This window comes from Paenibacillus enshidis, assembly GCF_042136365.1.
GTDB lineage: Bacteria > Bacillota > Bacilli > Paenibacillales > Paenibacillaceae > Paenibacillus > Paenibacillus enshidis.
Genome location: NZ_JBHHMI010000013.1, coordinates 61,471 through 86,127, shown reverse-complemented (window position 1 = coordinate 86,127; position 24,657 = coordinate 61,471). Strand labels below are relative to the sequence as shown.

Annotated in this window: 27 protein-coding genes and 1 pseudogene; 5 read left to right on the top strand and 23 right to left on the bottom strand. The window is 46.7% G+C overall.

The features are described from left to right. Positions 1–34: 34 nt before the first annotated feature. The 9 genes from ACE41H_RS15605 to ACE41H_RS15565 form a co-directional block, all read right to left on the bottom strand. Complete coding sequence (locus ACE41H_RS15605; protein WP_375356346.1) at positions 35–1,795, bottom strand: DNA cytosine methyltransferase; 1,761 nt, start codon at positions 1,793–1,795, stop codon at positions 35–37. A gap of 73 nt (positions 1,796–1,868) precedes the next feature. Continuing rightward, positions 1,869–2,216, bottom strand: a complete 348-nt coding sequence (locus ACE41H_RS15600; RefSeq protein ID WP_375356345.1) for a hypothetical protein — start codon at positions 2,214–2,216, stop codon at positions 1,869–1,871. Then, positions 2,209–2,691: a hypothetical protein gene (locus tag ACE41H_RS15595; RefSeq protein WP_375356344.1), complete on the bottom strand. Its 483-nt coding sequence runs from the start codon at positions 2,689–2,691 to the stop codon at positions 2,209–2,211. The genes ACE41H_RS15600 and ACE41H_RS15595 overlap by 8 nt, the downstream gene beginning before the upstream one ends. A gap of 65 nt (positions 2,692–2,756) precedes the next feature. Then, complete coding sequence (locus ACE41H_RS15590) at positions 2,757–3,326, bottom strand: hypothetical protein (RefSeq protein ID WP_375356343.1); 570 nt, start codon at positions 3,324–3,326, stop codon at positions 2,757–2,759. A gap of 4 nt (positions 3,327–3,330) precedes the next feature. Beyond that, positions 3,331–3,654 (bottom strand): hypothetical protein, encoded by a 324-nt coding sequence (locus tag ACE41H_RS15585; RefSeq protein ID WP_375356342.1) that lies wholly within the window; start codon positions 3,652–3,654, stop codon positions 3,331–3,333. A gap of 12 nt (positions 3,655–3,666) precedes the next feature. After that, on the bottom strand, positions 3,667–3,918 hold the full coding sequence (locus tag ACE41H_RS15580; protein WP_375356341.1) for a hypothetical protein: 252 nt from the start codon (positions 3,916–3,918) through the stop codon (positions 3,667–3,669). Positions 3,919–3,997: 79 nt separating this feature from the next. Then, the gene (locus ACE41H_RS15575; protein ID WP_375356340.1) at positions 3,998–4,243 is read right to left on the bottom strand and encodes a hypothetical protein; all 246 of its coding nucleotides are present in this window, start codon (positions 4,241–4,243) and stop codon (positions 3,998–4,000) included. Positions 4,244–4,269: 26 nt separating this feature from the next. Beyond that, positions 4,270–4,650, bottom strand: coding sequence for a DUF4258 domain-containing protein (locus tag ACE41H_RS15570; RefSeq protein WP_375356339.1), 381 nt, complete (start codon positions 4,648–4,650; stop codon positions 4,270–4,272). Between the two features lie 211 nt (positions 4,651–4,861). Further along, entirely contained in the window at positions 4,862–6,334 is a 1,473-nt protein-coding gene (locus ACE41H_RS15565) for an AAA family ATPase (RefSeq protein WP_375356385.1), read from the bottom strand. A gap of 318 nt (positions 6,335–6,652) precedes the next feature. On the opposite strand from ACE41H_RS15565, the gene ACE41H_RS15560 reads away from it, so the two are divergent. From ACE41H_RS15560 to ACE41H_RS15550, 3 genes are all read left to right on the top strand, one after another. Then, a complete protein-coding gene (locus ACE41H_RS15560) occupies positions 6,653–7,228 on the top strand; it encodes a hypothetical protein (RefSeq protein WP_375356338.1) in 576 nt (191 codons plus the stop codon). A 116-nt stretch (positions 7,229–7,344) separates the two neighbouring features. Then, positions 7,345–7,713 (top strand): hypothetical protein, encoded by a 369-nt coding sequence (locus ACE41H_RS15555; protein ID WP_375356336.1) that lies wholly within the window; start codon positions 7,345–7,347, stop codon positions 7,711–7,713. A gap of 104 nt (positions 7,714–7,817) precedes the next feature. Continuing rightward, the gene (locus ACE41H_RS15550) at positions 7,818–8,189 is read left to right on the top strand and encodes a hypothetical protein (protein WP_375356335.1); all 372 of its coding nucleotides are present in this window, start codon (positions 7,818–7,820) and stop codon (positions 8,187–8,189) included. 104 nt (positions 8,190–8,293) lie between these two features. On the opposite strand, the gene ACE41H_RS15545 is transcribed toward ACE41H_RS15550, so the two are convergent. The 7 genes from ACE41H_RS15545 to ACE41H_RS15515 all read right to left on the bottom strand — a co-directional run bounded on the left by ACE41H_RS15545 (position 8,294) and on the right by ACE41H_RS15515 (position 14,291). Continuing rightward, on the bottom strand, positions 8,294–8,602 hold the full coding sequence (locus ACE41H_RS15545) for a hypothetical protein (RefSeq protein WP_375356334.1): 309 nt from the start codon (positions 8,600–8,602) through the stop codon (positions 8,294–8,296). Continuing rightward, complete coding sequence (locus tag ACE41H_RS15540) at positions 8,541–9,107, bottom strand: hypothetical protein (protein ID WP_375356333.1); 567 nt, start codon at positions 9,105–9,107, stop codon at positions 8,541–8,543. The genes ACE41H_RS15545 and ACE41H_RS15540 overlap by 62 nt, the downstream gene beginning before the upstream one ends. 80 nt (positions 9,108–9,187) lie before the next feature. Next, positions 9,188–9,445 carry a hypothetical protein gene (locus ACE41H_RS15535; protein WP_375356332.1) on the bottom strand — a complete coding sequence of 86 codons (258 nt, stop codon included), beginning with the start codon at positions 9,443–9,445 and terminating at the stop codon, positions 9,188–9,190. Positions 9,446–9,966: 521 nt separating this feature from the next. After that, positions 9,967–10,173, bottom strand: coding sequence for a hypothetical protein (locus ACE41H_RS15530; RefSeq protein WP_375356331.1), 207 nt, complete (start codon positions 10,171–10,173; stop codon positions 9,967–9,969). A gap of 871 nt (positions 10,174–11,044) precedes the next feature. Next, positions 11,045–12,289 carry a replication initiation protein gene (locus tag ACE41H_RS15525; protein ID WP_375356330.1) on the bottom strand — a complete coding sequence of 415 codons (1,245 nt, stop codon included), beginning with the start codon at positions 12,287–12,289 and terminating at the stop codon, positions 11,045–11,047. Between the two features lie 1,372 nt (positions 12,290–13,661). Continuing rightward, positions 13,662–13,892, bottom strand: coding sequence for a hypothetical protein (locus ACE41H_RS15520; RefSeq protein ID WP_375356329.1), 231 nt, complete (start codon positions 13,890–13,892; stop codon positions 13,662–13,664). 255 nt (positions 13,893–14,147) lie between these two features. After that, positions 14,148–14,291 carry a hypothetical protein gene (locus ACE41H_RS15515; RefSeq protein ID WP_375356328.1) on the bottom strand — a complete coding sequence of 48 codons (144 nt, stop codon included), beginning with the start codon at positions 14,289–14,291 and terminating at the stop codon, positions 14,148–14,150. 548 nt (positions 14,292–14,839) lie between these two features. Between ACE41H_RS15515 and ACE41H_RS15510 the strand changes: the two genes are divergently transcribed. Beyond that, positions 14,840–15,127 carry a hypothetical protein gene (locus ACE41H_RS15510; protein WP_375356327.1) on the top strand — a complete coding sequence of 96 codons (288 nt, stop codon included), beginning with the start codon at positions 14,840–14,842 and terminating at the stop codon, positions 15,125–15,127. A 147-nt stretch (positions 15,128–15,274) separates the two neighbouring features. Beyond that, positions 15,275–15,334 (top strand): annotated as a pseudogene (locus tag ACE41H_RS15505) (hypothetical protein); the annotation flags it as partial. A 325-nt stretch (positions 15,335–15,659) separates the two neighbouring features. Here ACE41H_RS15505 and ACE41H_RS15500 read toward each other — a convergent pair. The 7 genes from ACE41H_RS15500 to ACE41H_RS15470 all read right to left on the bottom strand — a co-directional run bounded on the left by ACE41H_RS15500 (position 15,660) and on the right by ACE41H_RS15470 (position 24,650). Beyond that, positions 15,660–15,770: a DNA-binding protein gene (locus ACE41H_RS15500; RefSeq protein WP_375356326.1), complete on the bottom strand. Its 111-nt coding sequence runs from the start codon at positions 15,768–15,770 to the stop codon at positions 15,660–15,662. A 180-nt stretch (positions 15,771–15,950) separates the two neighbouring features. After that, positions 15,951–16,142, bottom strand: a complete 192-nt coding sequence (locus ACE41H_RS15495) for a hypothetical protein (protein WP_375356325.1) — start codon at positions 16,140–16,142, stop codon at positions 15,951–15,953. 451 nt (positions 16,143–16,593) lie between these two features. Continuing rightward, positions 16,594–16,989, bottom strand: coding sequence for a hypothetical protein (locus tag ACE41H_RS15490; protein WP_375356324.1), 396 nt, complete (start codon positions 16,987–16,989; stop codon positions 16,594–16,596). Positions 16,990–17,052: 63 nt separating this feature from the next. Then, the gene (locus tag ACE41H_RS15485) at positions 17,053–18,708 is read right to left on the bottom strand and encodes a glucosaminidase domain-containing protein (RefSeq protein WP_375356322.1); all 1,656 of its coding nucleotides are present in this window, start codon (positions 18,706–18,708) and stop codon (positions 17,053–17,055) included. Positions 18,709–18,720: 12 nt separating this feature from the next. After that, positions 18,721–21,597, bottom strand: a complete 2,877-nt coding sequence (locus ACE41H_RS15480) for a CD3337/EF1877 family mobilome membrane protein (RefSeq protein WP_375356321.1) — start codon at positions 21,595–21,597, stop codon at positions 18,721–18,723. Further along, positions 21,594–24,227: an ATP-binding protein gene (locus tag ACE41H_RS15475; RefSeq protein ID WP_375356320.1), complete on the bottom strand. Its 2,634-nt coding sequence runs from the start codon at positions 24,225–24,227 to the stop codon at positions 21,594–21,596. Before ACE41H_RS15475 ends, ACE41H_RS15480 begins: the two co-directional genes overlap by 4 nt. Positions 24,228–24,257: 30 nt before the next feature. Further along, positions 24,258–24,650 carry a TcpE family conjugal transfer membrane protein gene (locus ACE41H_RS15470; RefSeq protein ID WP_375356384.1) on the bottom strand — a complete coding sequence of 131 codons (393 nt, stop codon included), beginning with the start codon at positions 24,648–24,650 and terminating at the stop codon, positions 24,258–24,260. Positions 24,651–24,657 lie beyond the last annotated feature (7 nt).

The following is a 24,657-nucleotide window of genomic DNA, read 5'->3' as shown; positions in this document are numbered from 1 at the left end:
GCAACTTCCAATCATTGATATTTCTCCAGAATTATTAGTGGACCCACGATACAACGGGCTCGTCATAGATCATGGATTGAATAACAGGAGATACCCATACCTCATTCCACGTCATTAAGAATTCATTCTGCTCGCTGGCCATGAGTGTGGCCATCATTTGTTCTGCAATAGCTTGCGCAGCTCGGGGTGGAACGGCATTCCCTATCCATTCTCGCCATTTTTGGTCTTTTTTGCTGCCAATGAGCTGGAATGGACGCCCATCTTGTAGATGAGTTGGGAACCCCTGCAGCATGGCCAACTCATAAGTTGTAAGCGGTCGGTGCCAGGTACCATCCTCCGAAATTATGATCCAGATCCCACGTTCGTTGTCATTTGGAGTACGAGGGTCCGCAACGGATGCCGTGCCGGCATGAACATCACAGCTGCCTGTCACCGTCTTACCTGTCTCGTCCCACTCTTGCACACCGTATGTCCCGGCACGAGGACTGCAACCTAATAGCAGGTCCATCGCTTCCTTGGCGGTTCGCTTATCGCTATAAGCCGGCGCTCCGCTGCCAAAACGGGTACCTGTGATACAAGGCGACGGTTCGTTGTTCGGCACGACTCTGTAGACACCTGGATGACGGCTGTCTCTTTCCTTAAGCATAGGATCTGCTATGCAGGTCCCACCATTGGATGGACCAGCTGATCCCGTCACACAGCCCGCAGGTTCGTCATAGCGCTGTACTCGGTAGAGGTTTGTCTTCCCGTTCTCACTGTTGATGTTTAGCTCCATGTTACCTATGTCCACGGATACTGAAGAATCCATGTTGAAAAGACGCAGCTTTGTATAGTCGATCCGTTTCAAGGATCGCCAATCCTCTCCAGCTGGAATAAGAGCCAGACGCAGAGCTGTCTTGAAGGCTAGCTTTTGAATCTTGTGCATAGGGCCACCTGCTACCAAATCACCTGGTAGTGGCAGCTGCTCTAGTACATTGCCAATCGTCTTCAACGGGTGAGCTTCAGGCAAGTGCAAGAAGTTACTCACCTTCGTCGTCAGACGGGCGACAAGGAGAAACCTCTTCCGGGTAGCTCCAAGACCGCCAAACGCTCCGGCATCATATACACGTCGCTCCTGCGGAGAAACCGCATAACCGTGGCTCTCAAGTAGCTTCTCGATCCGCTTAAGAATGAATTTCCCCCGTGTCCTAATGCGCGGGACGTTTTCCAATATAAATAATGAAGGTAAGTCATCCTGAAATGCGTTCAGGCATAACTGAATACCTCTTATGGTAAGTTCATTAAGCGCTTGATATTTAGCGCTCTTTGCTGATCTTTCAGGCAAAAGCCCACTAAACCCTTTACAGGGTGGACTTGTAAAAATGACATCCGGATAAATATAGCCGCAGGCTGCTAATAAATCACGTCCTGTGACCTCTCTCCAGCCTTCCGGCGGCTCTACCCCGTGAAAGGCGATGAATTGCTCCCTGGAGAACAGATCCATGCACACAGACTTTGAGCCGGTGATGGCTTCGTAATTTTGGCAGGCACCTGGATCTGCATCAATCCCGATGATGTTTTCAAAACGACCGGTTTCTCCGCCATATTCAACGAGTGCGTCTTTAAAACCCAGGGAGCCCCCGCCAATGCCGGAAAAGAGCTGAAGATCACGGAAGATACGTTGCCCGTGTGAGTTGTACCTTCTGTTATTAATCACATGGAATCTTTCATTACGACCTTCGTGATAGGATTCCGGGGATACCGGTTGGAAGTTCCAGGACACCTGACTTGTTATCTTCTTTTTCGTTTGTCTCATCGTCTAGTCTGCAGAAAGGGGAGGCGCCTCCCCTAATGCAGAGACACCTCCCTCGTGACTGAGAATGATAACTTTATAATTTGACAGCAATAATTTTTGAAATATCTATAACCATGATGGGTTCCATATAATCCCCGAACCCTGCATAGACAGTGAGTTCCATCAGTCTTGAATCTTCGATGTACATAGAGAACGGCCGAAGCCTTCCTGCGGGGCAAATACTACTAACCGCGTATAGAGTAAATAAGCATTCTTCAATTCTTCGCCTGGATTCGGGGACGTAGAAATCCACCCCCGTAAGCTGCAGCATGCATTCTTTCGTCATGGCAATGGTAGAGATGAACCCCATCCGTGCTGCGAGCCCGCTGATGTCAATGACCGCACCATCGTTTATCTGAGTTTTCCACAAGTACCTACTCATAATGACTGCCTCCAGTGAGCTGGTATCTTATGATGGCATCCGAACGATGTGTCTTCGCGATCAGCGTGACGAACTTCATTTTCCTGTAGTTGGCCAAATTCATCAGTATCGCAAGATCTGCTGAAACCTTAAAGCCAAACAATAGAAGCGGATGGCAACGTCTGATCTGTCCTTGTCGTTTGGCCGTTACCGATGAAAGCATCTCACCGATAAGGATCGTGTCCGGATACCCCGCCTCAAAGACTTCAATAGCCTCGCTAAGCTTCTTGTAAAAGCTTCGGGGTCTGGCGTAGTAAAAGCCATAAGCGGGTTGGAAGCACAACTCATATGTATTGCTTCCCTTCCACCTGCAGATAAACAGGCTGTTTAAATATCTCCCCATTAATCTCGCTAAGATCGTATTGAGATAACTGATAATGGGATACAAGACAATGAGAAGGATCCCGAAATACGCAATATTGAAAATTAGGTTCATGATTTCCTCCTAATAATAAGAAAGAGAACACACTCGTTTAGTACAAGTATGTCCTCTTCTCTTCATCATAATTGCATCATATCCAGACTCATCTGATCGTCTGGAATGATTTTGCCTGCAATGCTGTATTTAAGCTCACTCATCCAGCGGAGATACCGATGATGATGAATGGGGTTGTTGATATCCCGCTGCCGGACCTCAAAGTAATAGAGTCCCCCGGCCACCGGAAACAACGACAGCACATGGCTTTCATCAATTTTCAACCAAATGGATGGACTGGATTCTCTAAAACCACGCGGTTTCCGGACGGGATCCATCTGAATTTTTGCCTGGAACCAGTTAACACACAAGGTAGCGAAGTGCATTCGTATGGTGAAGAACCATTCACTGAGAATGCGTTCCAGCATCTCTGGTGTAGTATCCCCATCAGAGTCATACCAACGTATCCAAAAATAGCTGCAATCCGGAGTATCCATGCGCTGGCGATGTTCGACTTCCAAGGTATGGCGATCAATGTTTTTTGTCCATATCAAATGCTTTCCTTTACGGACGAGCCCGATCTGCAGCAGCACAGGGATAACCTCTTTTGCCGGCCGCTGCACATGCCATTTGAAGGAGAGCTCCTTGATCAGCATGTTCTCACGCCCCGATCCGAAAGCCTTGGCCGATTTGCGTTCCTAACGGAATAAAACCACGATACTTTACGCCAGCTGCCAGGATAACGATATCCTCTCGGGCATGTTCCAGCTGGCTGATCTGTTCGTTCATCATATCGGACCATATCTGCAGCTCTGACCTGGTCAGGCTCAGGACATTGACGGGTACCAAGTGTTGATGCTCAACCAATACCAATCCGTCTCCTGTCATGGAGTAGATCAGGTCCGCGTGCTGCTTGGCAAGCGTAAGACACTCATCCATACGGCTTTCATATCCGCCAAGGTTCATCAATAATATTTTTTTCATCGTTTTTCTCCCCTATGCGATAGCGTTATGCAGACCGATACTCAACGGGACTTGATGCGATTTAAACAGCTCAAGCAGTTGCTCCTCACACCAGTCCGCAAACTCATCGGGTACACGTTTACCTCGGCCACCAACTATTACTTGTAGGGGCTCACCTTTGACAACATCAAAATCAATCACCTTTTTGTTGTTGTCTTTTTTTACGACGGCATACCCTCCCACAATCAGGGAGCGGTTCATTTGAATACAAACGGCTATAATCATCGTTCATAATCCTCCTTTAATACAAAAAAAAGAAGATGCGTGGTATGCACCTTCTTTTCATTGTTCTTATTAAGTTGATTTATCGAGTTGGCCGGAATTGATCCAGGTTGATGTTGGCCTTGAGTGTATCAAAGTCCACAAGCACCTCGCCAAGCACCTTGGAATCTGCAAGATGTCTTGCATATCCGGCGATCAACGCCGCATCACCTACTAAGATTTGTTCGTTTTCAAATGCAGGCACCTGGGTGACAACCAGTGTACCTCCTGTGAAATTTCTTTTGTTGGTCACAAAGAACCCCCCATTTTTCCGATCACGTTGAGACATGTCATCCCTCCTGTGATCTTATTTTATCACGGACGTTCATCATTTTCCAGATATCGCTGGTATCGTTCCCGATCCACAGGGAATACCGTCTTTATGATGAAGTGGCGATCCAATCGTAGAACCACGGCTAAAACAATCCATGGCTCCTTTAACGAAGGACCAATGAGTATCCGCTCTGGATCTTTGTTTCCATTGCGCTCGCCAATATCGTATCCTTCCACGATACGGCCGTTCATGATGGCCCAACAAATATCGAGCTCATCAAAGATGCGATCCTCATACTCATCATTTTGCAGGCGATGCTGCAAGTAATGGTTTGAGATAGTTGTGATGTAGCCGTCCACTTGGTGTATTCCTTTCTGAATCCATTGGAGTTCATCACCCCAATCCTTTTTCATGTGATCCACACGGTGTCAACTCCTTTAATAGTTTCGAAAAAATAAAAAAAGCCCTGAACGCAAAAAAAGGCATCGTCAAATAAAATTGACCATACTCTTTGCTTCAAGGCTTCTTCGATACCACCAAACGGCGGTTTATTGTTCTCTGCTTGATCATGTCAGCAGAGAAAATCAACATGCTTTACTATACTTGCGATTATATATGACTTTCCCACATTCTTCAAGCCACGATGATCGTAGCATCGGTTGTGAGTTTGGTCAGGAACAACTGAGCCTTAACATTGCCTCGCACTTCTGTCATTCCATCGATAAAGACAGGAATGCTTTCCTGCTTGATCTGATATAGTAATTCGGAAAGCTCGAGTGAACAGATGACTTTTTCACTGACGGACAAGGAATAGAAATCTACTCCTCTGTACATCAACTGATACTTGAATAGAATCTGTCCATGACTCTCCTTTTTCGTCATCTGGATGGAGCAATCCTTCAAATGAAGATTGGCTGTGTCAACCTGCTGCTGAGCATACTTGACAGCATCTTCCTTTAAGCTGAGGATTTGCTCCTTTACAGAAGCACCTTCTTCCAGCGCTTCTTTTATATTTTTATAAATTAATTCCATTTGGCCCTTGTTACTGTATTTTTCATTGAGTTTCAATTGATTTTTTAGTTTTTGGATTTCAATTAAGAGTGATTGTTCTTCAGCAATTTGTTCATTCTGAAATTGTGCCAGCTCCTCTTGGTAGTGCATGGTGCTGGATTCAATTTCATCTTTTAACACAAAGCCGCGATCGAGAAGAGATTGACATTCCTTACGAATATCCTCTAGCTTCTGCACCGGACCAGAGTGTTTAAATAGTTCTTGCCATTCTGCAACTAAAGCACGGTATCGCTCTCCCAGCTCCTTGCGTTCATTCTCCATCTCTTGAATAAAAGCAGGCTTTTCCAACGATGATGAGCCGCGAATATCCCTTAGTTTGGCTTCGTATTCTTGTAGTTGACTCTTCAGAAGCTGATCATCCTTCGAGATGGATTGCTGAAGCTTCATCGTTCTGAGTCTATGCTTCCTATCTTTTATATACTCTTCTGTTTCGGATAGCTCCTCCGTCAGATCCTGGAGCTTCATCATGAGGGGTGAGATATCTGCATCTGGAGACGGCAACATAGAAAGAATGACATTACTGAATCTGGCTGCCGGAAGCCCCGATAGGTACCCTGGGAGAAAAACACTCAAAAAGGTATCTATGGAGCCAAAAAGTTCGTCAATGCTTTCTTGTGTGACGACTTGATGATTTCGCCTGATGGTAGTCCTCCTGCTCGCGGAACGGGAGATGACTTCATGCCGGCGTTGCCCGGCATACTGGAATTCCCAATACGTAGTAACCGTCATCATCTTGGTCCCGGTATTTTTGTACCGTTTCGTCACATTGCGTGTGTTACCGCTAAGGTCACAGCCACCTAGGCACCAAACGATCGCCTCTAATAGGGCTGTTTTCCCGCAGCTGCGTTCACCCTGAATGAGATTCTTTAATCCGAAGGTGAAACTGTGGTCAATCAAATTTTTAAATCCAGCAAGTTCAATTTTTTGGAGTTTCATTGGGTTTGCCCAACATGCGGGAGGAAAGCCCCCCATAAACCGTTGGGCTTTCCTCCCTTCTGTTATTTTAAAAATAAAAATGCCCTGATTACAGAGCATGCCAAACAAATGGCACACCTGTCTCAAGGCTCTTCGAATTCATTGTTCTTCGCTTGATCCATGTCAGCAAAGAAAATCATTATGCTTTAGTATTACTGTTAGTATATTACATATTTTTGGGATGGTAAAGTTTTTGCGTTTTTACCAGGCTTCCTTTCGAATGTATCACGATTGTTAGACAGTGCTAGATGGTTATAGTAGAATTATAGCAAGCGATATCGCCGTTTAATGATTCTGTGAAAAAACATGGTAGATTGGCCAAATACGCTGATAGAGTGAGATTTGTACATAACATGATTAAGAAATGGAGAAGAAAACATGAATACAGAAGAGCAGATCCAGGAGCTTTTTGGCGTTCAACTTTTTACTTGGGATGAAGTGGAACCGAGTGAATTGGGGTTTCAATTTAGAGATGTCGTGTTCTTCATCGAAGAGCTGAAACAATATGATCATACATGCCTTGAAATTAATCTTGAGTGGGATATTGATGTTTGGAGTATAGACGGAAAGAAACTCACTTCATTTAACCTTTTCCAGATAAACGAGTTTAGGAAACTGCTTCAACAGGATAATACCAAAACTAAAGAGGTAATGGGACTGATGAACACGGAACTTTTGAAAACTAAAGGTTTCCATCTTAAAAAATTTGAAGACGGGATGTTCTACACTTTAGTCATACATGATAATGAACAGGTCAAGAAGTTGTTCGAACATGTAGGAGAAGACGAAGTAGGTTTTGATTTTGATCTGACGGGTGTTCAATGCACTCTTGACATTAAAGAAGACATGAGTTTGGCTCAGTACCTTTTCTCCGTAGGCGAAGCTTATGAGGAGTGGTTTGTCCACAATGAACTGACGATACCCGAATTTGAAGAGATTCTAAAACTTATTTAGAAAGGGAACAAGATGCACATTAAGTGAATCGATATTTCCGGTTCGAATGAGAGTAACTACTTTGTACGAGGTAGATGAACTAATATAATAACAGCCTGATTTTACGGAGGATTAGCATGTATTATGGTTATCGGTATATTGAGAAAGATGGTCCCTATCATCCGGGAGATAGACTGGAGACGGTAGAGGCTATTCATGAATATTTGCAGCTGAACAAAAGGAGCTATCCGGAAATACGCATTACGGACAAAACAAGCTCGGATCTTCTTGTTCATGTTATTGATGGTTTTATTGAGTTCCCAAAGCAGTGGGCGTTAATGGATATGAAAATGGAATTCATTGATAGGGCTGATATTTTTAACGCTGCACAGTTTGCTGAAAGGATCAGGTTTCTTGGATTTGAATCCCCTGGGCCACCATTAACTCGATTGGATGCGCAGAGGATTTTGTTTGAGTGCTATCAGTCTCTTCCTCAAAATTATTAAGTAACAATCCCCTCCCCTTCTCATTTGTAAGCAAGAAAAAGGTTGATCAGCGATTATTAAACTTGGAAGTCACATCTTCTAGTTGAACAAAAAGGAGTAATTATATGTTAACGGAAAAAGAAACTAAGCTATTAGAATATATGGATTATCAAGTAGTGAACAACAGTATGGATGGTTGGTTGGGTAATCGCGGCTATGACAGAGTTTTTGAGTTTGTTGAGGTTTTAAAAAAGAGAAACTCAGAGTTAGATCAGAAGGTGGCTTCTATTTTCATCAAAGCCACGGTATCTGGATTGGGATATTATCAAACTAAGGAAGCAGCGTTCATTCCTGAATATGGAGAAATGTTCGATGAATACGAGAAAGATATTGAAGAATGCACGAAAGAGTATCTGGAAGTAGCTAAAGACTTCATGGAAAGTTACGGTTTGGAAGGCTACGGAACTAAAATCAGTAAATATTTTATGACTGAATAGCTAGGAAAAGGTTACTGTAATTCCAGCCTACGCGGGTTTCAGATGATCGCATCGCCGCGCAGGGAAGTATCCGGATGAAGAACCAGTAGTAGATGCTGCTGTTGCTATTCCTGCAGCTGGCTGACAGCCGCTGCATCGATTGCTGCGGGTTGATGCATCAGGCAGTTACTTCTGTTCCTGGCTCCCAGCCGGTCATCTTGCATTTGAATAAGATTCGACGTAGAGGTAGGGGCCAAATAGCACAACTCGGCCAGAACCATCGAGTGGGGGTGCTGCCAGATCAGGCTCGGCGCCACAGGGGAAGGCGTCTGCTTGCCGTCGTAGCCGACCATCTTCGGCCAGCGCGCTCCCTCATACCCCTGTGACCACGCCAGCTCCCGGACCTGCAGCAGAATGGACAAGTACCAGTCCATGCTCTAATCTCCGTATCATTTCTGCGGCACACGGATCGGTGCTTCCTTCGAAGCTGTCGGCGGCGCCGCTCTCCCAGAATCTTCTGAGTGTGCCGGCGCTGGCTGCAATAAGCTCCTCAACAGACTCCCGTTCGGGGCTGTTCAAGGCGAACGCTGCCGCAAACTCGAATAGATCCGCGTCCCGTTCCGGTTTGACCGTGAAATCATGCGGCCCGGACTGTTCAAGCCGCCCTGCTGACCATTCCCACTGCACGCTGTATCCGTCCTCATCCATCGTACGCTCCAGACGGGCCGCATTTGCAGAGCTGCTAGCCAGGCGGGTGGTGTGCCTGCCGTCATTCCCCCGTCCGGGAATACCGAATTGGCTCTGCTGAGGTGTATCATAACCGGTGCCTGAAAACGTTGCAGCCGTCCTTGCCGCAGCAGTTCCGAATGAACGCGGACACCCGACAAACCCGTTGCGGATGGCAGGTTGTTGCCACCTGCACTTCAGCCCCGCAGGCAAAAATGCGGCTGTGCAGGATTCTCTTCCACAGGTTTAGCTCCTGCCTGACCGGCACCACTTCAAGGGTCATCTCCCGCCCGTCAGGGTGAAGCAGACGAAAGGAGATGCGCCCCAGCTGGATCCGATGCGGATTCTGGCACAGCCAATGATATGCATCCCCCGGGCTTCATCGGGTAACCTGCCTTTCGCTCATAGGCTTCATATTGTTGGTACTCCACATCCTGTTCGTCATATACATGATGTCCTCCGCTGTAATGCCAGCAACAGTTCGACTGTGTTCCCTGCACCATCCGGGTCAGCACCGGATGGTGCCGCTCAACACTCCGCTTTCTATTCACTTCGCATACAGCCTCCTCTTCGAGACATGCGACCGAGGGGAACCACGGCATTCAATCCGTCATCACTTCCTTACTGCCGCGCAACATCTCCCTGTATTTGCCCGGTATAATGTCCTTGTATTTGCGGTACACACGAATAAAACTGTTATCATGCTGATTGCCGCCGGATCAGCAGCTCGTACGCCCTTACTCTCCTTCAGCCTACCGTAGCAAGCGGCAAGCTCCTCGCCTGCTTCCGCGAAGCATCGGCGACGGCCAGCAGAGATGCATTGTGCAGAAAACCCGCCCTTCTTGCCGCTCCGTCCTCCCGTTCCTATCCGAGCCGCTTCAAACCTGCACACAAGGACTCCATATATTGCACCGCCACCGCCGGATGCCAATGGTCTTCCCCAATCTGCCAGATCAGCTTATCCATCACCCGCCGCCCGCTCTCTATTGCCCGCTAGCCTGGCCAGCAGCCCCGTTTCGGGCGGAAGCTCCGTCTCTGCAGAATGCCCCGGCACCCCGCTGAACAAGCTCGCCTATCCATACCCTTCATATCGCCTGTAGCTTAAAGCGGTCTCCGCATCAAACATTGCCTGCCGCAAAATCCCCGGTCCTTCCCTGCAGATGCAGATTCCTGCCGATACCTGAAACTTCAGCGGCCGGAAAATTACTACCGGAGCCTTGGCAAGTATCGCCTGCTGATCAGCTGCTGGCCGCTCCAGTCCTTGAGATACCGGTTCCACTTCCCGCTGATCTCCCTCTGTACCGTAATATTGCCGGTGTAGATGTCGGCGAGCAGCTTGGAGGTCGACTCTGATTATGTCCGCAGGCTGACCGGCGGGGCGTATGACGGGTATCCGGCAGACATGAGTACCGTCTCGAACTCCGGAAACACCTGATACGATAGAGTCCACTGGCGGATGGTTGGATAGCTGGGGCTGTTCGTACGGAGAAAGCGGGAGAGCGGCGGAATTGTCGACGCAGCAGCGTGATAGATCCTGAGTCCTCGGAGCACAGTTATCAGGAAAATCTGGTGTGCCAGCGCGGATCTTCGGATGAATAGGAGAGTGTGAAGCTGAAGGCGCCCAGCGGGATGGCAGAGGCCAACTGGCGAGATCACCGCGGAGTTGCCGGGTACTGCAGGTAAATACCAGGAGGGTCTGACGCGCGACCAGGATCTCCGGAAGTGTGGCAGAAGCTACAACTTACAAGCGAACGTCAGGAAGACGGAACGCCGATACTCAGAGTGTCGCCGGTATTGCAGACATCAGAAAACATGGTTTATTGAATCGTGGCACCGGTAACCGGCACCACGGAACTTGGCAGATGGGGTGGATCTTTATGATGCGTGCGCTGTGGCGGAAGCTTTAGAAGCTCGGGATAGCGGGGTGTGCCACCGGTCCAGTCGTGCTGGGTAATCTTCGGGCGGCTGCGGGAGCTGCACCTGGAGGCCCGACGCGCAGAAGCTACAAGGGGACAGTTTGTAGATGAGCATTTTCTGGTTCTCGCTGACATGGAGGGTTGTGTAGTTGACTTGCGCTTCACCGGGAGACGAATTCCCCCCCAATAAAATAATATAAGCAGCCGTTTATAATCGACTGCTTAAGTGTTCTTTTACTGTGCTTGAAGCCGCTTCTCTTGTGACAGCATTCTAAAAATCTTCTTGGCCTGGTGGTTCTTTAAATCATCTTCAGTCAAAGGCCTAAGGTTTTTGTGTATCCGTCGCTCTCCTATCAAAAGGATTTCGTTCATTATGCCGCGTAATGAGTTTTGTTTACTTTCCTTCTCTGTCATAAGATTCTCTAAAACACAGCGCTCATGGAAAAGGAGAATACTAGATATTCGATCATTCAACTGATAAATCGAAGTTTCTCTATCATCTTCATCTTCTGTCTCGTAAACAGAGCTGCTGTTAGCATAATTATCCTCAACCGCCCTTATAATGTAGCCGGCCATATTACTGACTTCCATGTTTCGTTTTTTAGTATAAACATATTCGATATTATCCCGAATCCGCTTCTCACCGTACTTCTCGATCATTTCCTTGGCGACTTTCTTAGAAACCTCAAATCGAGCAAGCAGCTCTGTAGTATCCTCATGAGCAATGAATTCTTTATCGTTCAACCCCTCAATGGTATGCTTAGGGTTCGAAAAAATGTGGAAAATAATACCGACGACTCTTGCCCCACTCTTAATTTCCTCAAATGTATATTTGATGTCGGTTTTAGCTTCCAATTCAGCTTGAGCAGATAATATAATACGGTTTTTGATGTGACTGTATTTTTTATACGTCCCAGGTTCCAGCTCGAGCTTGTCCCTTAGATTTTCAAGAGTAAAACGTCGCTTACCCAGTGGAAGATATTGTTTAAGCAGCTTGTATAATTTGGATGAATATGCACTCTTTAAGTACAGAACGTTACTCAATTTAAACTTGGTAAAGTTCTCTTTGAGCTGCAGCAAGTACGGCTTTAGAAGCTCTGAGAATTCCAATTCAATCAACCCGCGACCGTGATAATATCGCGCTGCTGCTACCCAGTTCGCAGATAATGTTGAATTTTGATTTTTTTCATTGATAATAACCCGTTTCTCCTGCAGGCCATCGATAACCTCACGGACACGTTTATAAAAGTTCTTCTCCACGATATCGAGCTTTTCAGCAATGTCTCGGACTTTGAAAAAGTGAGTCTTAAATTTCGTATCTTCCGGATGAATTCTTGAAGCCAATATGTATATAATCCGTTCTTCATATAGAGTAAGATTGGTCTTGGCTTCAATTAATGCATTCGACTCGGAAACGATGAAATGATCCGAAATCTCATCTAGCTCAAAATCAAATTCAAGTTGCTTATGTTCGCTCATTATCATCGATTCCTTTCATCATTTTTCACGTTAATTCGATTGTACTCCAGTATAACAACTTAATACACTCCCTTTTGTGTGGCATTCCATAACAATAAATAGCCCAGTATCTAGTAATTAATCACCCGATTTCTTTGAGTATTGAGCCTTGAAAAACGGTTTCTGAGCAAAAGGCCACATTAAGGGGAGTATTCTAGACATAAGAGGGATGTTTAGCTTTAAAGGCCACACCAAAGGGAGTCAGTCAAATCAGTAACAACAGTTAATTATCACTGAATTAAACCGGAGTTATACATAAGGCCACACGGAGGGGAGTTATTTTCATCTGGTTTGAGATTAAACTACAAAGGCCACATTAAAGGGAGTATTTCTCTACGTATATTATTTTATGAATTATGAAGAGGGTTCATTTATGTATAGCAAGCTAAAAGGCCACACCAAAGGGAGTAAATTACTTATCGGAGTATTCACTTTAATGCTTTACCCACATAGGCCACATGAAAAGGAGTATTTGTTGAAGTGTAAATAAGCCATTTTTAACGGCGAACCCCTTTTCGTGTGGCCTCTTTCCTCCCCTTTTTGTGGCCGCACACTCCCCTACCTGTGGCATCTTAGGTTTTCGCTATGTGGCACTTTACTCCCATAGGTGTGGCCTTTAACTCCCTTCTATGTGGCCTTAAATATCAATTTTGCCCGAGTCTACAGGATTTACAGGCAAGATAAAACAATAAACATATAAAACATATATTATTAAATATTAAAAATAGAAATATAAAATAGATGTACAGACTCCATCTCATATTTATTAAGTTTCGAAAAATTTACCCCGTTACGTGTGGCCTTTTCTGGTAGAAATATCGTAGGTTTCTCCAGATGATTTCGTTTCCAGCATTGATTGACCACACTGCCGGTTAGACAGCTGGGTAAAGCTGTTGACCATGACCTTAGCGTGATCAGATAGTCAAAGATGTTAATATGACTTCCCAAAGCAATCGAATTAATATAAGTACAAGACGCGTCAGATGCAGCTACAACGTTGCCTGCAGCCCCTTTTCTCCCCTCGCAGGATGAGAAATCAACGACCACCAGCATCAAGAAATGTTCAACCGCTATGCCATCCTCGGAGGCGTCTCTGCAACCAGAACGCTGCCATCCCCATCCACTCTGGCTCATTATCTCCAATGTTGGTGCCAGGCGAGTAGTATATTTGGATTTTTCTCGATGGATTGCAGCAGCAGGAGCTTTCGCGCCGGGCGGGCACGTGCTACAGTGAGGTGCAGGGGCAACAGGTGCCTGCACACGGGCGAGCTGGCGTGCGGCCCGGGGGGCGACGTGTCGAGGGTTATGAGCCGCTGTCCCTGTCAGTGCCCCCCTAGGTGTATTCCACGGCGGAGGACGCTATGAGCACCACAGCCACCGGATGCACGGCCACACGGCCGTGCTTGTTGAACTCGAGCGCGGCGGTCAGGTCGAAGGACGCGGCGGAGTCCAGGCGCAGCGCGCCATACCCCCCACGTGTCGAGCATTTGCGATCCGGCGTGGCGACGAGCCCGCCGAGCTGGGTCAGCTCCGCCCATTGCGGGCCGCCGAAGATGTTGACCAACTTGTCCGGCCAGTGTTAGGTCTCCGGGGCGGCGCTCACCCGGTAGCCACGTAGCGGTCAGGAGGATGTGATCCACATCCAGCGGACAAGGATGTCCTCTTCTCCCGGACCCATGTACAAACGAGGCATGGAGGAGAACCACGATGTCTACGGCAGTTTCGATGATTGCCGTAGACATCGTGGCCGATGAACTCCCTGATGTGCATAGCGCGACCCTGATCCCTGGACGACACGCAGCTGACGCGCTGGGCGTGGTCAGCGACGCGGAGTATAAGCGGGAACAGGTCCGGGATCCGTCGCTGCGACAACGTGACTGTCCGAGGTTGGGGCCATCGGCTTCTCTACGAGGATCGGAAGTCCCGTTTGCACCGCTTCGATGGCGAGCGCGGCATGGGTCATGGGCGGGGCGGATCTCCTTGAGCATCGCGAGGGTGCACCGGTGCGTGATCAAGTCGGTGGCGTCGTGGATGGGTTTGTGCGCGTCGGGCAAGTAGCTGGCGACGTTCACGGTGAAAGTCCGGCCATCGGCGGCAACGCGATCAAACGCTTCCCGGTTGCGGCCCAGCACGAACACACAAGACAGCTCCGAGTAACACAGGTTGAGGACCGCGACCAGCAGCTCACCCAGAGCGTCGATCCCGCCGACGATCGTCAACGCTGTCCGTTGGGCTTCGCCGTGTGGATGGGTCAGACCGCGCAGGCTAGAAGCTCGGTCAGGACGCCCGCCGGTTCGTCGTCCGGGACCTTGACGCACCAAGTAGCGGGGACGGGCACGACTCGATCAGCGACACCAAGGGTCGTGACGTCACCGCCGCCGTCTTTGAGCGTCCCTACCAACTCTTGCCCGATCGGTCCACCTCCGACCGGCAGATGGCGACCTCTGCCACCTGCACGAGAGCGTCACTGTGTTCGATCTCAGGCTCGAACAGGTCCTGGATGGGTTATGATTGCATTGCGCATGGCGTGACCTTCATGTCATGGAAGCGCGTGTGCTGCTTGCATCGACGAAGCTATGCCCGGTACCGCCGATCGCGGAAACCCTTCGCTGTTGTGACGCGGATCACATCGGCGGGCGTCAAACCCAACCGCCACAGCTCTGGATCAGACTAGACGGACGGCGTTCCGACCATCCCGGCCCCGTGGTTGCGCTGAGTACGTACAGGCCGCCAGTCGAGGCCGCCCAAACGCGAGACACGCCGATCTTTCCGCAAAGCATAACCGCTTTGTTCGTATGAGAAACCGGATGACACCAAATAGCGTACCAAAAAACGCTGTATCAGTTTGATTTTCAGCTATCGGTCGAGGAACGGCGGATCCGGCATCTGACCACACTTTGCTTTGTGGAGCATCAATAGAATCTCGTCTTATTAGGGCCGCCTGGCGTTGGCAAGACACACTTGGCTGTGGGCATTGCCCTCGTTATATGGGTTACCCATAGATAGCTCGAAAGTCTAGATTTGTATGAAGTCCTCTATACGTTCGCACGTACTCTCATGAGCAGCTAGATACTCGATCAGCTCTCTGTAGCAGCTTATTCAGACTGTCTTCATGAGCCAATCGCTCTTTGTTTTACAATGCTTGTGACTCCCGCAGCTTCTCCATCTGCCGCACTCCCTCCAGGATCAGGCCGTCTGTAAAGATACGGCTTCCCGCTGGTATTCCTCCATTTCTGCCAAGGCTTCTCCTGTAGCAGCCGTTCAGCTCAAGGGATTTCGTCGCTACCTTCAGTGCAGCTGACTACCACCCACAGGCAAGATTAAGGGTCGACTACGGAATCTCATCCTTCTTCGGCGCTTCTGGTGCCTTTTGTACCTGTTTCCAGGCTCTCAAATACTTCGTAATCGTGCTGTAGCTCCCTCCATTCAGCCTTTGTCGCACAGGTACTACTTTCGTCGCAATCTAGCGGCAGACCGCCTCTGCAGATTCAAAAACCTGTTTCTTCGTGATTGAACTCATTTCCATCGTTTTTCCTAGTTGGAGCCAGTAAAATTACAAGTTTAATTTAATTTGTAATATTGCATTACATCATAACATTAATTTACAAAATTACATTACAAATTACACTATCAGCTGCAAAAAAAGGAGTGTGCGCCAGATGGCAACACACTCCGCTTCGGCAATGTCGACTAATAAAGCTCCATGTTTCCACTTGCCGTGGACTTCTACCCGTGACAGCAGCTCGTCCACCTTCTGGTCCTTCCGATCCTGGACAGCTCGCACATTCGCCCAAAACCTCATTGACCTGGTCACCGATTCCCCTACCGCCGCCGCGACCCGCTCATCGATGATCTGATCGATCTTTCAAGATTAGCGAACACCGCGCTGCTGTTACGCGTAGCGACGGCAAGCCGTCACTAGCTACACAAAACCCTAGAATACTCTCTCGCAGTGGCATTTATGGCGCTCTCGTAATCGGCTCGACGATCCAAGCGATCCACCAGCGCCCGAAACCACACAATTTCCATGAACCGTATAGGACCGGTAACCATGTCAGAGATATGACGGCCTCCGACTCGGACGACGACCACGAGGGTATAACCATAAAGGCTCTAAAAAAATTAATTTTCAGAAAGTTCAATAACAGTAGCCGATTTAAAAGCTTGAATGAATTGTTTTTTTAGTTCAACAATTTCATTTCCCGAAAGAGTTCCATATGTTTCCTTTCTCAATAATTAGCCACTCTATGAAATAGTAATCTATTTTATCCATTGGACTCTCCTTGTCCAAAGAAAGCATGAATGCTCTCATAAAAAGGTGCCTCTCTCTGCTTGTCTTGAGCCAACTCAAGGCCAAGATTGATCAGTGCTTCATCCAGTCCATGCAGCTCACGGTCCTTCAGAAAGCGCAGGGACAGCTGATGCAGTGGCTTTGTCACATCACAGTAATGATCCGCTACCCCTTCATCAAAATTCCGATGGCTTTGGAAATTAATATTTTCATACCGATCTATAAGAAGATGGAAAAACTGTTCTTGTACATCCTCCGGCAGCTCTTCTGATAAGAGAAGTGCCCTCAGAATGGAGTTGTCATCGTGCGGTAGGCCTTCGCTTTGGAACCAAGAAGCGACACCGGCAAAGGTGATTTCAAAATTCATCATGTAGAAGATCTCGTTAAAAAGCTGCGAATTCGTGGCTTTCATCTTCATTCATTCCTCTCTGTTCTATCTAATGGAAATATCAGTAATCTTAAATTTGGCTTTTTTGTCCGGCTTCATGGTTATGGTGATAGCATTTGGGATACTGGTTGAATCAATCTCCGGTGGAGAAGTTGCAATGTATTTATACTCCTCCAGCCTCTTTAGGCTATCGTAATTCGCTTGGTTGATAACCGGCTTGCCGTTGTAGAGCATATCTACTTTATTTCGACTTCCCATTTTCGCGCTGGTCCCATAATATTCTATGATACCATAAACCACGACAATTTCATCAGATGCCCGGTTTTGTACTTCAGGTACCACGACTCCCCCTACACTGCCGCCGAGATTAACCCCGCCGGAATCAGAAAACGGTTTGCCTGTTTCCGGATCGATCCCACCATTCTTATCGAAAATGGTGAGGTTGTTAGCCCTCATAATAATGATGATATCCTTCTCATACGAGCTATCCGTACCGTAGCCGGCTCGTGCAATTCCTCTTGCCACATCATATGGATTCTTCTGTGCTAGAGCATTATGATATCGTGGATTCTCCAGCAGGAAGTCTGAGTGGTTAATAAAGGACTCTACGTCAGATTTGTACGATCGAAACTTCCCTTTGATCTGATAAGTATTACCGTTAGCATCCTCTTCGTTCGTATCAGATTCGCAAACCGGTCCTTTCCAACTTTTGTCCGCTTTGATGCCGAAATAGTTTTTACAATTTGGTCGTTCTCCCCAGCTACTTTCATAAGCAGCTTGTGCAAGTTTTACACTGGCAGGAACGCCTGTTCTGGCTTCCTCTGCCATAGCAAGAGCAGCATATTTTTTAATGAAAGGCTTCATGTCATTAATTCCCGGGACATTCGGCAGCGGCATGAGCACGGGCATATCCAAATCAAAACCAGGGTTATACGTCCCTCCAGAGTTCTGGCTCTCCCCCATGTACACACCACTGACGTAAAGCATTGGTGAGCTGCTGTAGTCTGTATTCGTCCCGCTGGCTTCAGACACAAAGTCCACATCTTTCATCTTCTTGCGAGCTACTTTATTAGAGTAATCAAGAATGTCTGAGAGGTATGTGATGAAAGGCATAGGGTTTACGGGGGCGCCCTTCTCTTCTGGTATGTACTCAAAGTGAAGGTGTGCCCCTGTCGATCTCCCCGTATTGCCGGACAGCCCGATAATTTGCCCTGCATGCACCTTGTCCCCAACCTCAACAAATGCCTGGCTAAGGTGAAGATATCGTGTACTGACCTTCAGATCCTCTGCACCCTGGACCACGATATAAATCCCCGCATTCTTGATACCTGAAGAGTCCAAATCGGTTGGGAAGCTAACGGTGGTAATTGTCCCACTTGTAGCTGCTTGAACAGGTGTTCCTTCAGGAATTCCAAGATCCACGCCATTGTGCATGGTACGTACCTTGGTAATGGGATGTACGCGCGATCCAAACTTGCTTGTGACCAGCCGGGATATATTCGGGTAGTATATCTGGGGAGGAACAATCTTTTCCGAAACAAAAGACTCTTCCACCGTAGATGATATAAATGATTGGATGAACATGATGAATATGAACATCAGAAGTGCAATGAAGCCTACAGCAGAGCCCAAAATGATTAGGATGATGTTTCTGCGTTTCTTGGCTTTCTTCGTATTCTCATATTGTAATTCTTCATTCATGTGGTACCCCTCCTATTGATCTTCCGGAGGGTTTTGATTTTTCCGGGCAAGGATTGCTGTTTGAATGAGTGACTGGACCATATCTCTGTTCGATTGAGTCATGGGTGCGATCTTGGCGGTGTCACTAATAACCTTGTGCGTATGCTGCTGGTTAAGGGATTCTGTAATATCTGTCGAAATATTTCTCCTCACAACCAACTTTTGCTCTGATCCCACGTTCAAAGTCTCGGAGCTGGACTGATCCTGGGCCATGACATCCTTCAATACAGCGTAAGCCTTATCGATTTTCGTCTTGAGCTCCGAATTCGAGAATTTGACCTGATCTACCTTTAGCTCAGCTTTAGGCTCCACATGGACAGTCTTTGATACTTTCAGATTCTTGAGGTCATCTAAAGAAATCAAGTTGCGGAATCCTTCAGCGCGGGCCGCCTTCGTTTGCTTTGTGTCCAACACGGTATCTACATTGGAAATGATCCGTATAAGCGATCCGGCGCGGGACGTATCTTCCTTTCCTTGACTGTATAGGGTAGCGCTCGCTCCTACCATTTTGGCTAAACTAGAAATCTGAGTGGCACGATCATTTGAAGTGGCAGCTGTAGTACCGGCTGAGATGAGCTTTTTTATGCTAGCTACTCTTGATGGTTCTGCCGGCTGATTCACCTTGAATGGTGAGCTCTCCTTCACGTCACGCTGTGTAGTTGCAGCTGCACTGGATGCGCTGGATTGATCCTCCCCCGTAGCCTTTCGATATTTTTCATTAGCGCTATACAGCTTATCCTTTGTCTGCTGGAATTCTTCCATCCCATTAAAGTGAATCATCAGATCCGCACGCTTGGACTTATCATTCATGGCCGCTTTGATTTCGGCAGCTGTATGTAAGCCTGCATGCTGGAAGCGCTCGTTCATCTTCTCAACGAACGGTGTGTCCTTGATAGGCTCGCCCGTTTTTTTTGCTACATTAACACTATCCTTCCGCTCTTTGTTATAGCGGCTATACAGTTGATCAAAGGCAAAGCGGTCTACCGATTGCTCCATTTGTTCATTTCTAACGAATTTCTTTGCGTTTCGAATTTGAAGCATGGCTTCTTTTGGCCGTTCACTCATGAAGGTCCGGGCTTGATTGATGGAGGCTTCATTTCGGAACATGGTTTCAGCTGCTTGTTCATCATTCATATGCGGCTGCAGACCTTGCGTTAGCACGGCGTCCTTCAGATTGCCCCCAGCCTTTTTGACAGCTGAAAGGCGTTCGCTTTCCTTATTCCAGTCCTTGTCCAATCCCCTGAATGGATTTTTAACGCCATTCTGCAGGTTGTTATGGACTTGCTCTACGAAAGGACTATATACCAGCGGGGCGCCAGTTTCCAAAGAGAGTTTTTCCGCAGCATCCTTTTCTCGTTGATAGCGGAGCATCATGCTATTAGCGACGGCATCGTTAATGTTCCTTCCCCCATCCTGCAAAACGGAGGGATTAAATCGTTTAGGCACGCCATTCGTCTTCATATTTGCATGTCCTAGGAGAGATGGCTTCCCAAGGGTGCGATTATAGAGGTCGTTCCCCGACCGACGTTTGTAAGTCCGAGATACAATAGATGGCTTTTTGCTTTTTTCTGAACTCGAATAATCCTTTTTGGAAAATGGATTTCGAAAGTTTCCATTTCTCTTTCGTACTTCCCAAAGCAATGCACATAAAAGAAGAACTTGAAATCCCATTGCAGCAAACCAGTTATGGGTTACATTAAAGACGGCAGTATATAGTCCTTGTCCTAAGACTAGTGCAAAGCTGAGAAATAACATGTACAGGAGGGTAGACCCAGCTGCTATCAACACACCACCAATTTGTTGCTGGATTACGGACATGCCCACACCTTTTCCGGGCAGCAAGGCCAGAAAAAGGGTAATTGTCGTCTTGGCCGATCGAACGATGGATAACATACGTGTCCAGATGGTCATTACTGATAAATAAATGTAGAGAGCCAAGATAAATCCAGATAGAAATGCATTCACAAACAATAAGAGAAACTTGCCTGGTACTCTTCCTGTTTGAACGCCAGGATACTTTTGTGCAGCCGCTTCAAGCGCAGCATCACGTTCATCCGTGCCTGGTGCATGTGATAGCACACTCGATAAAGTCGAAGCATCTACCTGATCCGTATCAAATTGCAGCATGGAATATGGACGAATGACGACCTGTTTCCAGACTTCTGTGGACAGTTGCGTCATACTGGATTTTGAATTTCCACTATAACTTCCTGTAGTTACGGTAGAGTAGGCAGCCTGATTTATATCCCCAACTGCATTATTGATGTACTTTAGTGTGTCTCCCAAGAAAACGAAAAATGCCATGATGAGAACTAATACCACAGTGAAGGAAACAATCTGTGAGAAAACATCCAGTAACCGACTCCGAAGCAATAGATAGCAAATATATATGATCATGACTTCAATGAATATCGGGAGAAAACTCCCCCATAATCCGGTGCCCCAGTTACCAAAGGAAATTCCCGTGACATTTTTGATCACGTTCGAAACGGTATCGATGAGCAAATTGAAGTAACTGAAAGCGAATGCTTCTTGCGCGATAAAGGTAAAGGTCTTTGCAATAAAAACATGGATTAGAAATAATATGCTAATCACAACATCCCAGAAGCTGTTTGTAGCATCCTTCGCTTTGTCTACAATCTCAAACATGCCCCGTTCCGGTGAATGAGTCTCAACGCTGTAATGATCCAGCGGATAGTCATTGTAATTGGAACTGCTACCATCGCTGGGCAACATTTTACCAATGGAGCTGGCTGAAGCCGCTGCCGGCACGAATAATGATAATAGTAGTATGAAGCAAATGACGATGAATGCTGACCGCGATTGAAGTAGACGATGCCTTCTAATCAAGAGGCATCCCCCTCTACTGCCATTTCGCTGTCATGGAATGCCTGAAACTTTTCTAAGATTGCCATTTCATCTGTCTTTGCATCTTCCTCGGCATTTTCTTTCGGTCTAGTATCGAAGCATTCGAATAAGTGTTCGAACACCACGTCAAACGTCATGACTCCGATTCTACCGTAGATATCCTGCATCAGACATTGACCATTCTCCAGGTTGCGGATGGTATCAATATTCTCCTGTGTATGTTCAAGTCCATAGTAAGACAGGGTGCTTTTGATCTTGTCAACGTCGCTATCTCTAAAAGCAAATTTTACACCAATGTTCGTAGCGAGATCGTTAGGAATATCCGTTGGGTTTTGAGTCACGAACGCTCCGCCGCCATTCAAGCTACGACCGGTACGGACATTCTTATTGCCAATGGTCTTTCCTCCAGTGGTGTTTAGGAAAGACCATGCTTCTTCGAATACACTCAATTTAAAGTAAGATTTATCTTGAAGCAGAAACTGGTTCGCAAATCTAGAAATGATAAACATGATGCCTATACTCATTTTTTCGCTGAGTGAGTAGTTTTCTTTTAGCGTGTCTGGGTCCGGCAACACTAATTCCTGAATTTGAAGGATGTTAATGGCACAGTCTAGATTAATTGTTTTAATCTCTTTGCCGACATCAGCGAATAGAAGTTTGGCAAAAGATAATTCTTTAAAACTATCCAAGATTTCAGCAGATATTTGTGCTTCAGAGCGTGTTTTTGTTCCAACGGTCTCAGTCCCAATCACGTAGAGTTCGTCAATGCATTTATAGAGTCTCGGCTCAGGACGATCGGCAACTCTTTTAACAGCTCTAGAGATATAGCTGTATTCTATCGAATCTGTTTTTACTGCAGCATAGTAAGACAAAACCTCAACAGCAGCCTCTTTGGCAGATTCGAGATCTTTCAACATAACGAATGGGTCTAACTTTCCTTGATCCTCAACGCTGGATGATAATGTTACAACCTGGACTTCTCCTATATCTGATAATTCGGTTAAGTGGTTTGGCCAATCCGTCCGCTCGTCCTTTGGATCAAACATCAAAACTTTGCCACCAAGCATGGCAACAATATAACTTACAAGGTTGGTTGCCACAGATTTACCACCGCCAAGTGTACCGGTGAACGTAATACTTGGACTGCGGTTAATTTGGCTGGGAAGTCCCGGATCCAGATATACAGGTTTTCTACCCGTTGTACCAATGTAAATACCTGTGTCATCGCCCAATTCCTGAGTTGCTCCTATCATGGCAGCAGCCAATGTTTCAGGAGGTATACGATGGATATAATCAGATACGTATCGCGGGGAGCCCGGAATGAAATCATTAAAGAGTAGCCATTGATCGCCCGCTGGCTGTACGACCTGAATGTTTCCGATGTCTTTGAAATGATCCTGTAGGATCTTGGCGTTGCTCCGCAGGACATGAGGATCAGTGTGATGGATACCGAAGGTAATGTGTGTTAGGAACGTAGGATTCTTCCTTGTTGTGTATTCGCCTTCGAGATAATGCGCGCTTTCTGCTTTGTCCTGCAGGTCTTTGGGTACATTTGCATTAGCTTCACGGATATTTTCGATTTGGTTGTCAATTTCAAGTCGTTTTTTCCCTAGTTTACTGAGAGCTTCTTTGTGTTCGAGAACTTCTACCTTAACACTCATTTCTATCGGAAATGGCAGGAATGTTGCAAGGTAGAGCCACTCTTGTCCTGGAATATCCTTCTCATCCCCTAAATCCGAAATGGTGAGATAGGTATGATAGATGTTCTTCTCTTCAGCTGCATGAGGCTGAGTAATCATGATGCGTCTCGGGTGTGATGTATCCGTTTCCCCTTCCGTGAGGGTAAGCACCTGCCGCGGATCGTATAGCATGGTCGCCAATCCATTGCGAAGACCTTTCCTCTTAGATGGGCTCCATTGTCTGGTTTTGGTAGATCGCAGATCTGGATCAGCAATCCCCCACCAGAAGTTCCGCTTCAGCAGCCATTCCGTTGTGGCTTCATCCCCGCGCTTAATTTTGATCTTCCGGCTCAATCGATCAAAGATCTGGTTTTCACGTCGTAAGTAATCCTGGAATTCATACTCATAGATTTCAGGTTCGTTAATCCCGGATATCATCTCGAAGAGACGCTTAGGATGGTGCCATATTTTTTTGGCTTCAACCACTATGTTTTCCACCTGATCAACGAGATCGTGATTTTCTCCTTTGGGAAGGTAAATCGCGATATAAGCCTTGTACTTAACATTGTTCGTATTAATCCCCGAATCGTAGATATCCAATAAGTATTGTTCGTGACTCTTAATATATTGTGTTCCCCAATCCTTCAGGGGCCCTTTCATTCGATTACGGAGCTGTTCATGATGAGAACGGATATCGTGAACTTCTGGGAGCCAAAGGATATGGAACTTGTCACCAATAATGCTCAGAAATGAGGTGATGCTAAGCAAACGGTCGATTTTGCGCTGGTCACTTATATGATCGTTATAGTTAAAGGATGCAATTTCATAAATTGCCCAGGCTTCCCGCTCTTGGGTGATGATAATGTTGCCCTCAAAGTATTGGATGGGGAACTCAATTTTCACCTTATTAATGTTTTTACTAGTGATAGCCATGTAGTTTCTGATCCCTCCAAAAAAAGAGCGCTAAGAGCGCTCCTGATGTTTTCGATAAACGACGGACGTGTCATAGGAGTATCTTCGTTTAATCTTGATGGGTTTGTAGCGAGACAACTTCTTTGGCCGAAGGAAGTAATAGATCATACCAAGCAGCCAATTATGAGGAGCCTTGCCGTCAAGCTTTTGTTTGACAATAAACCAGGTGAGCAAGCCCGGTAAAAATGCATATTTATATCCTAGGGGAATAAACACGAGTATCTTACCTATAAAATGAAAAATGAAAGCACAGGCAAAAAAGGTAAGGACTACTCGTAAATTTGCTGGGATCGGGAGCTTCTTTCCTTCAAACGCGTACATGACAAAATCCAGATTCCAGATTTTCGTGTAGTTTGAGACGGTGACCGTTGGACGTTCCTTCATCTGACTC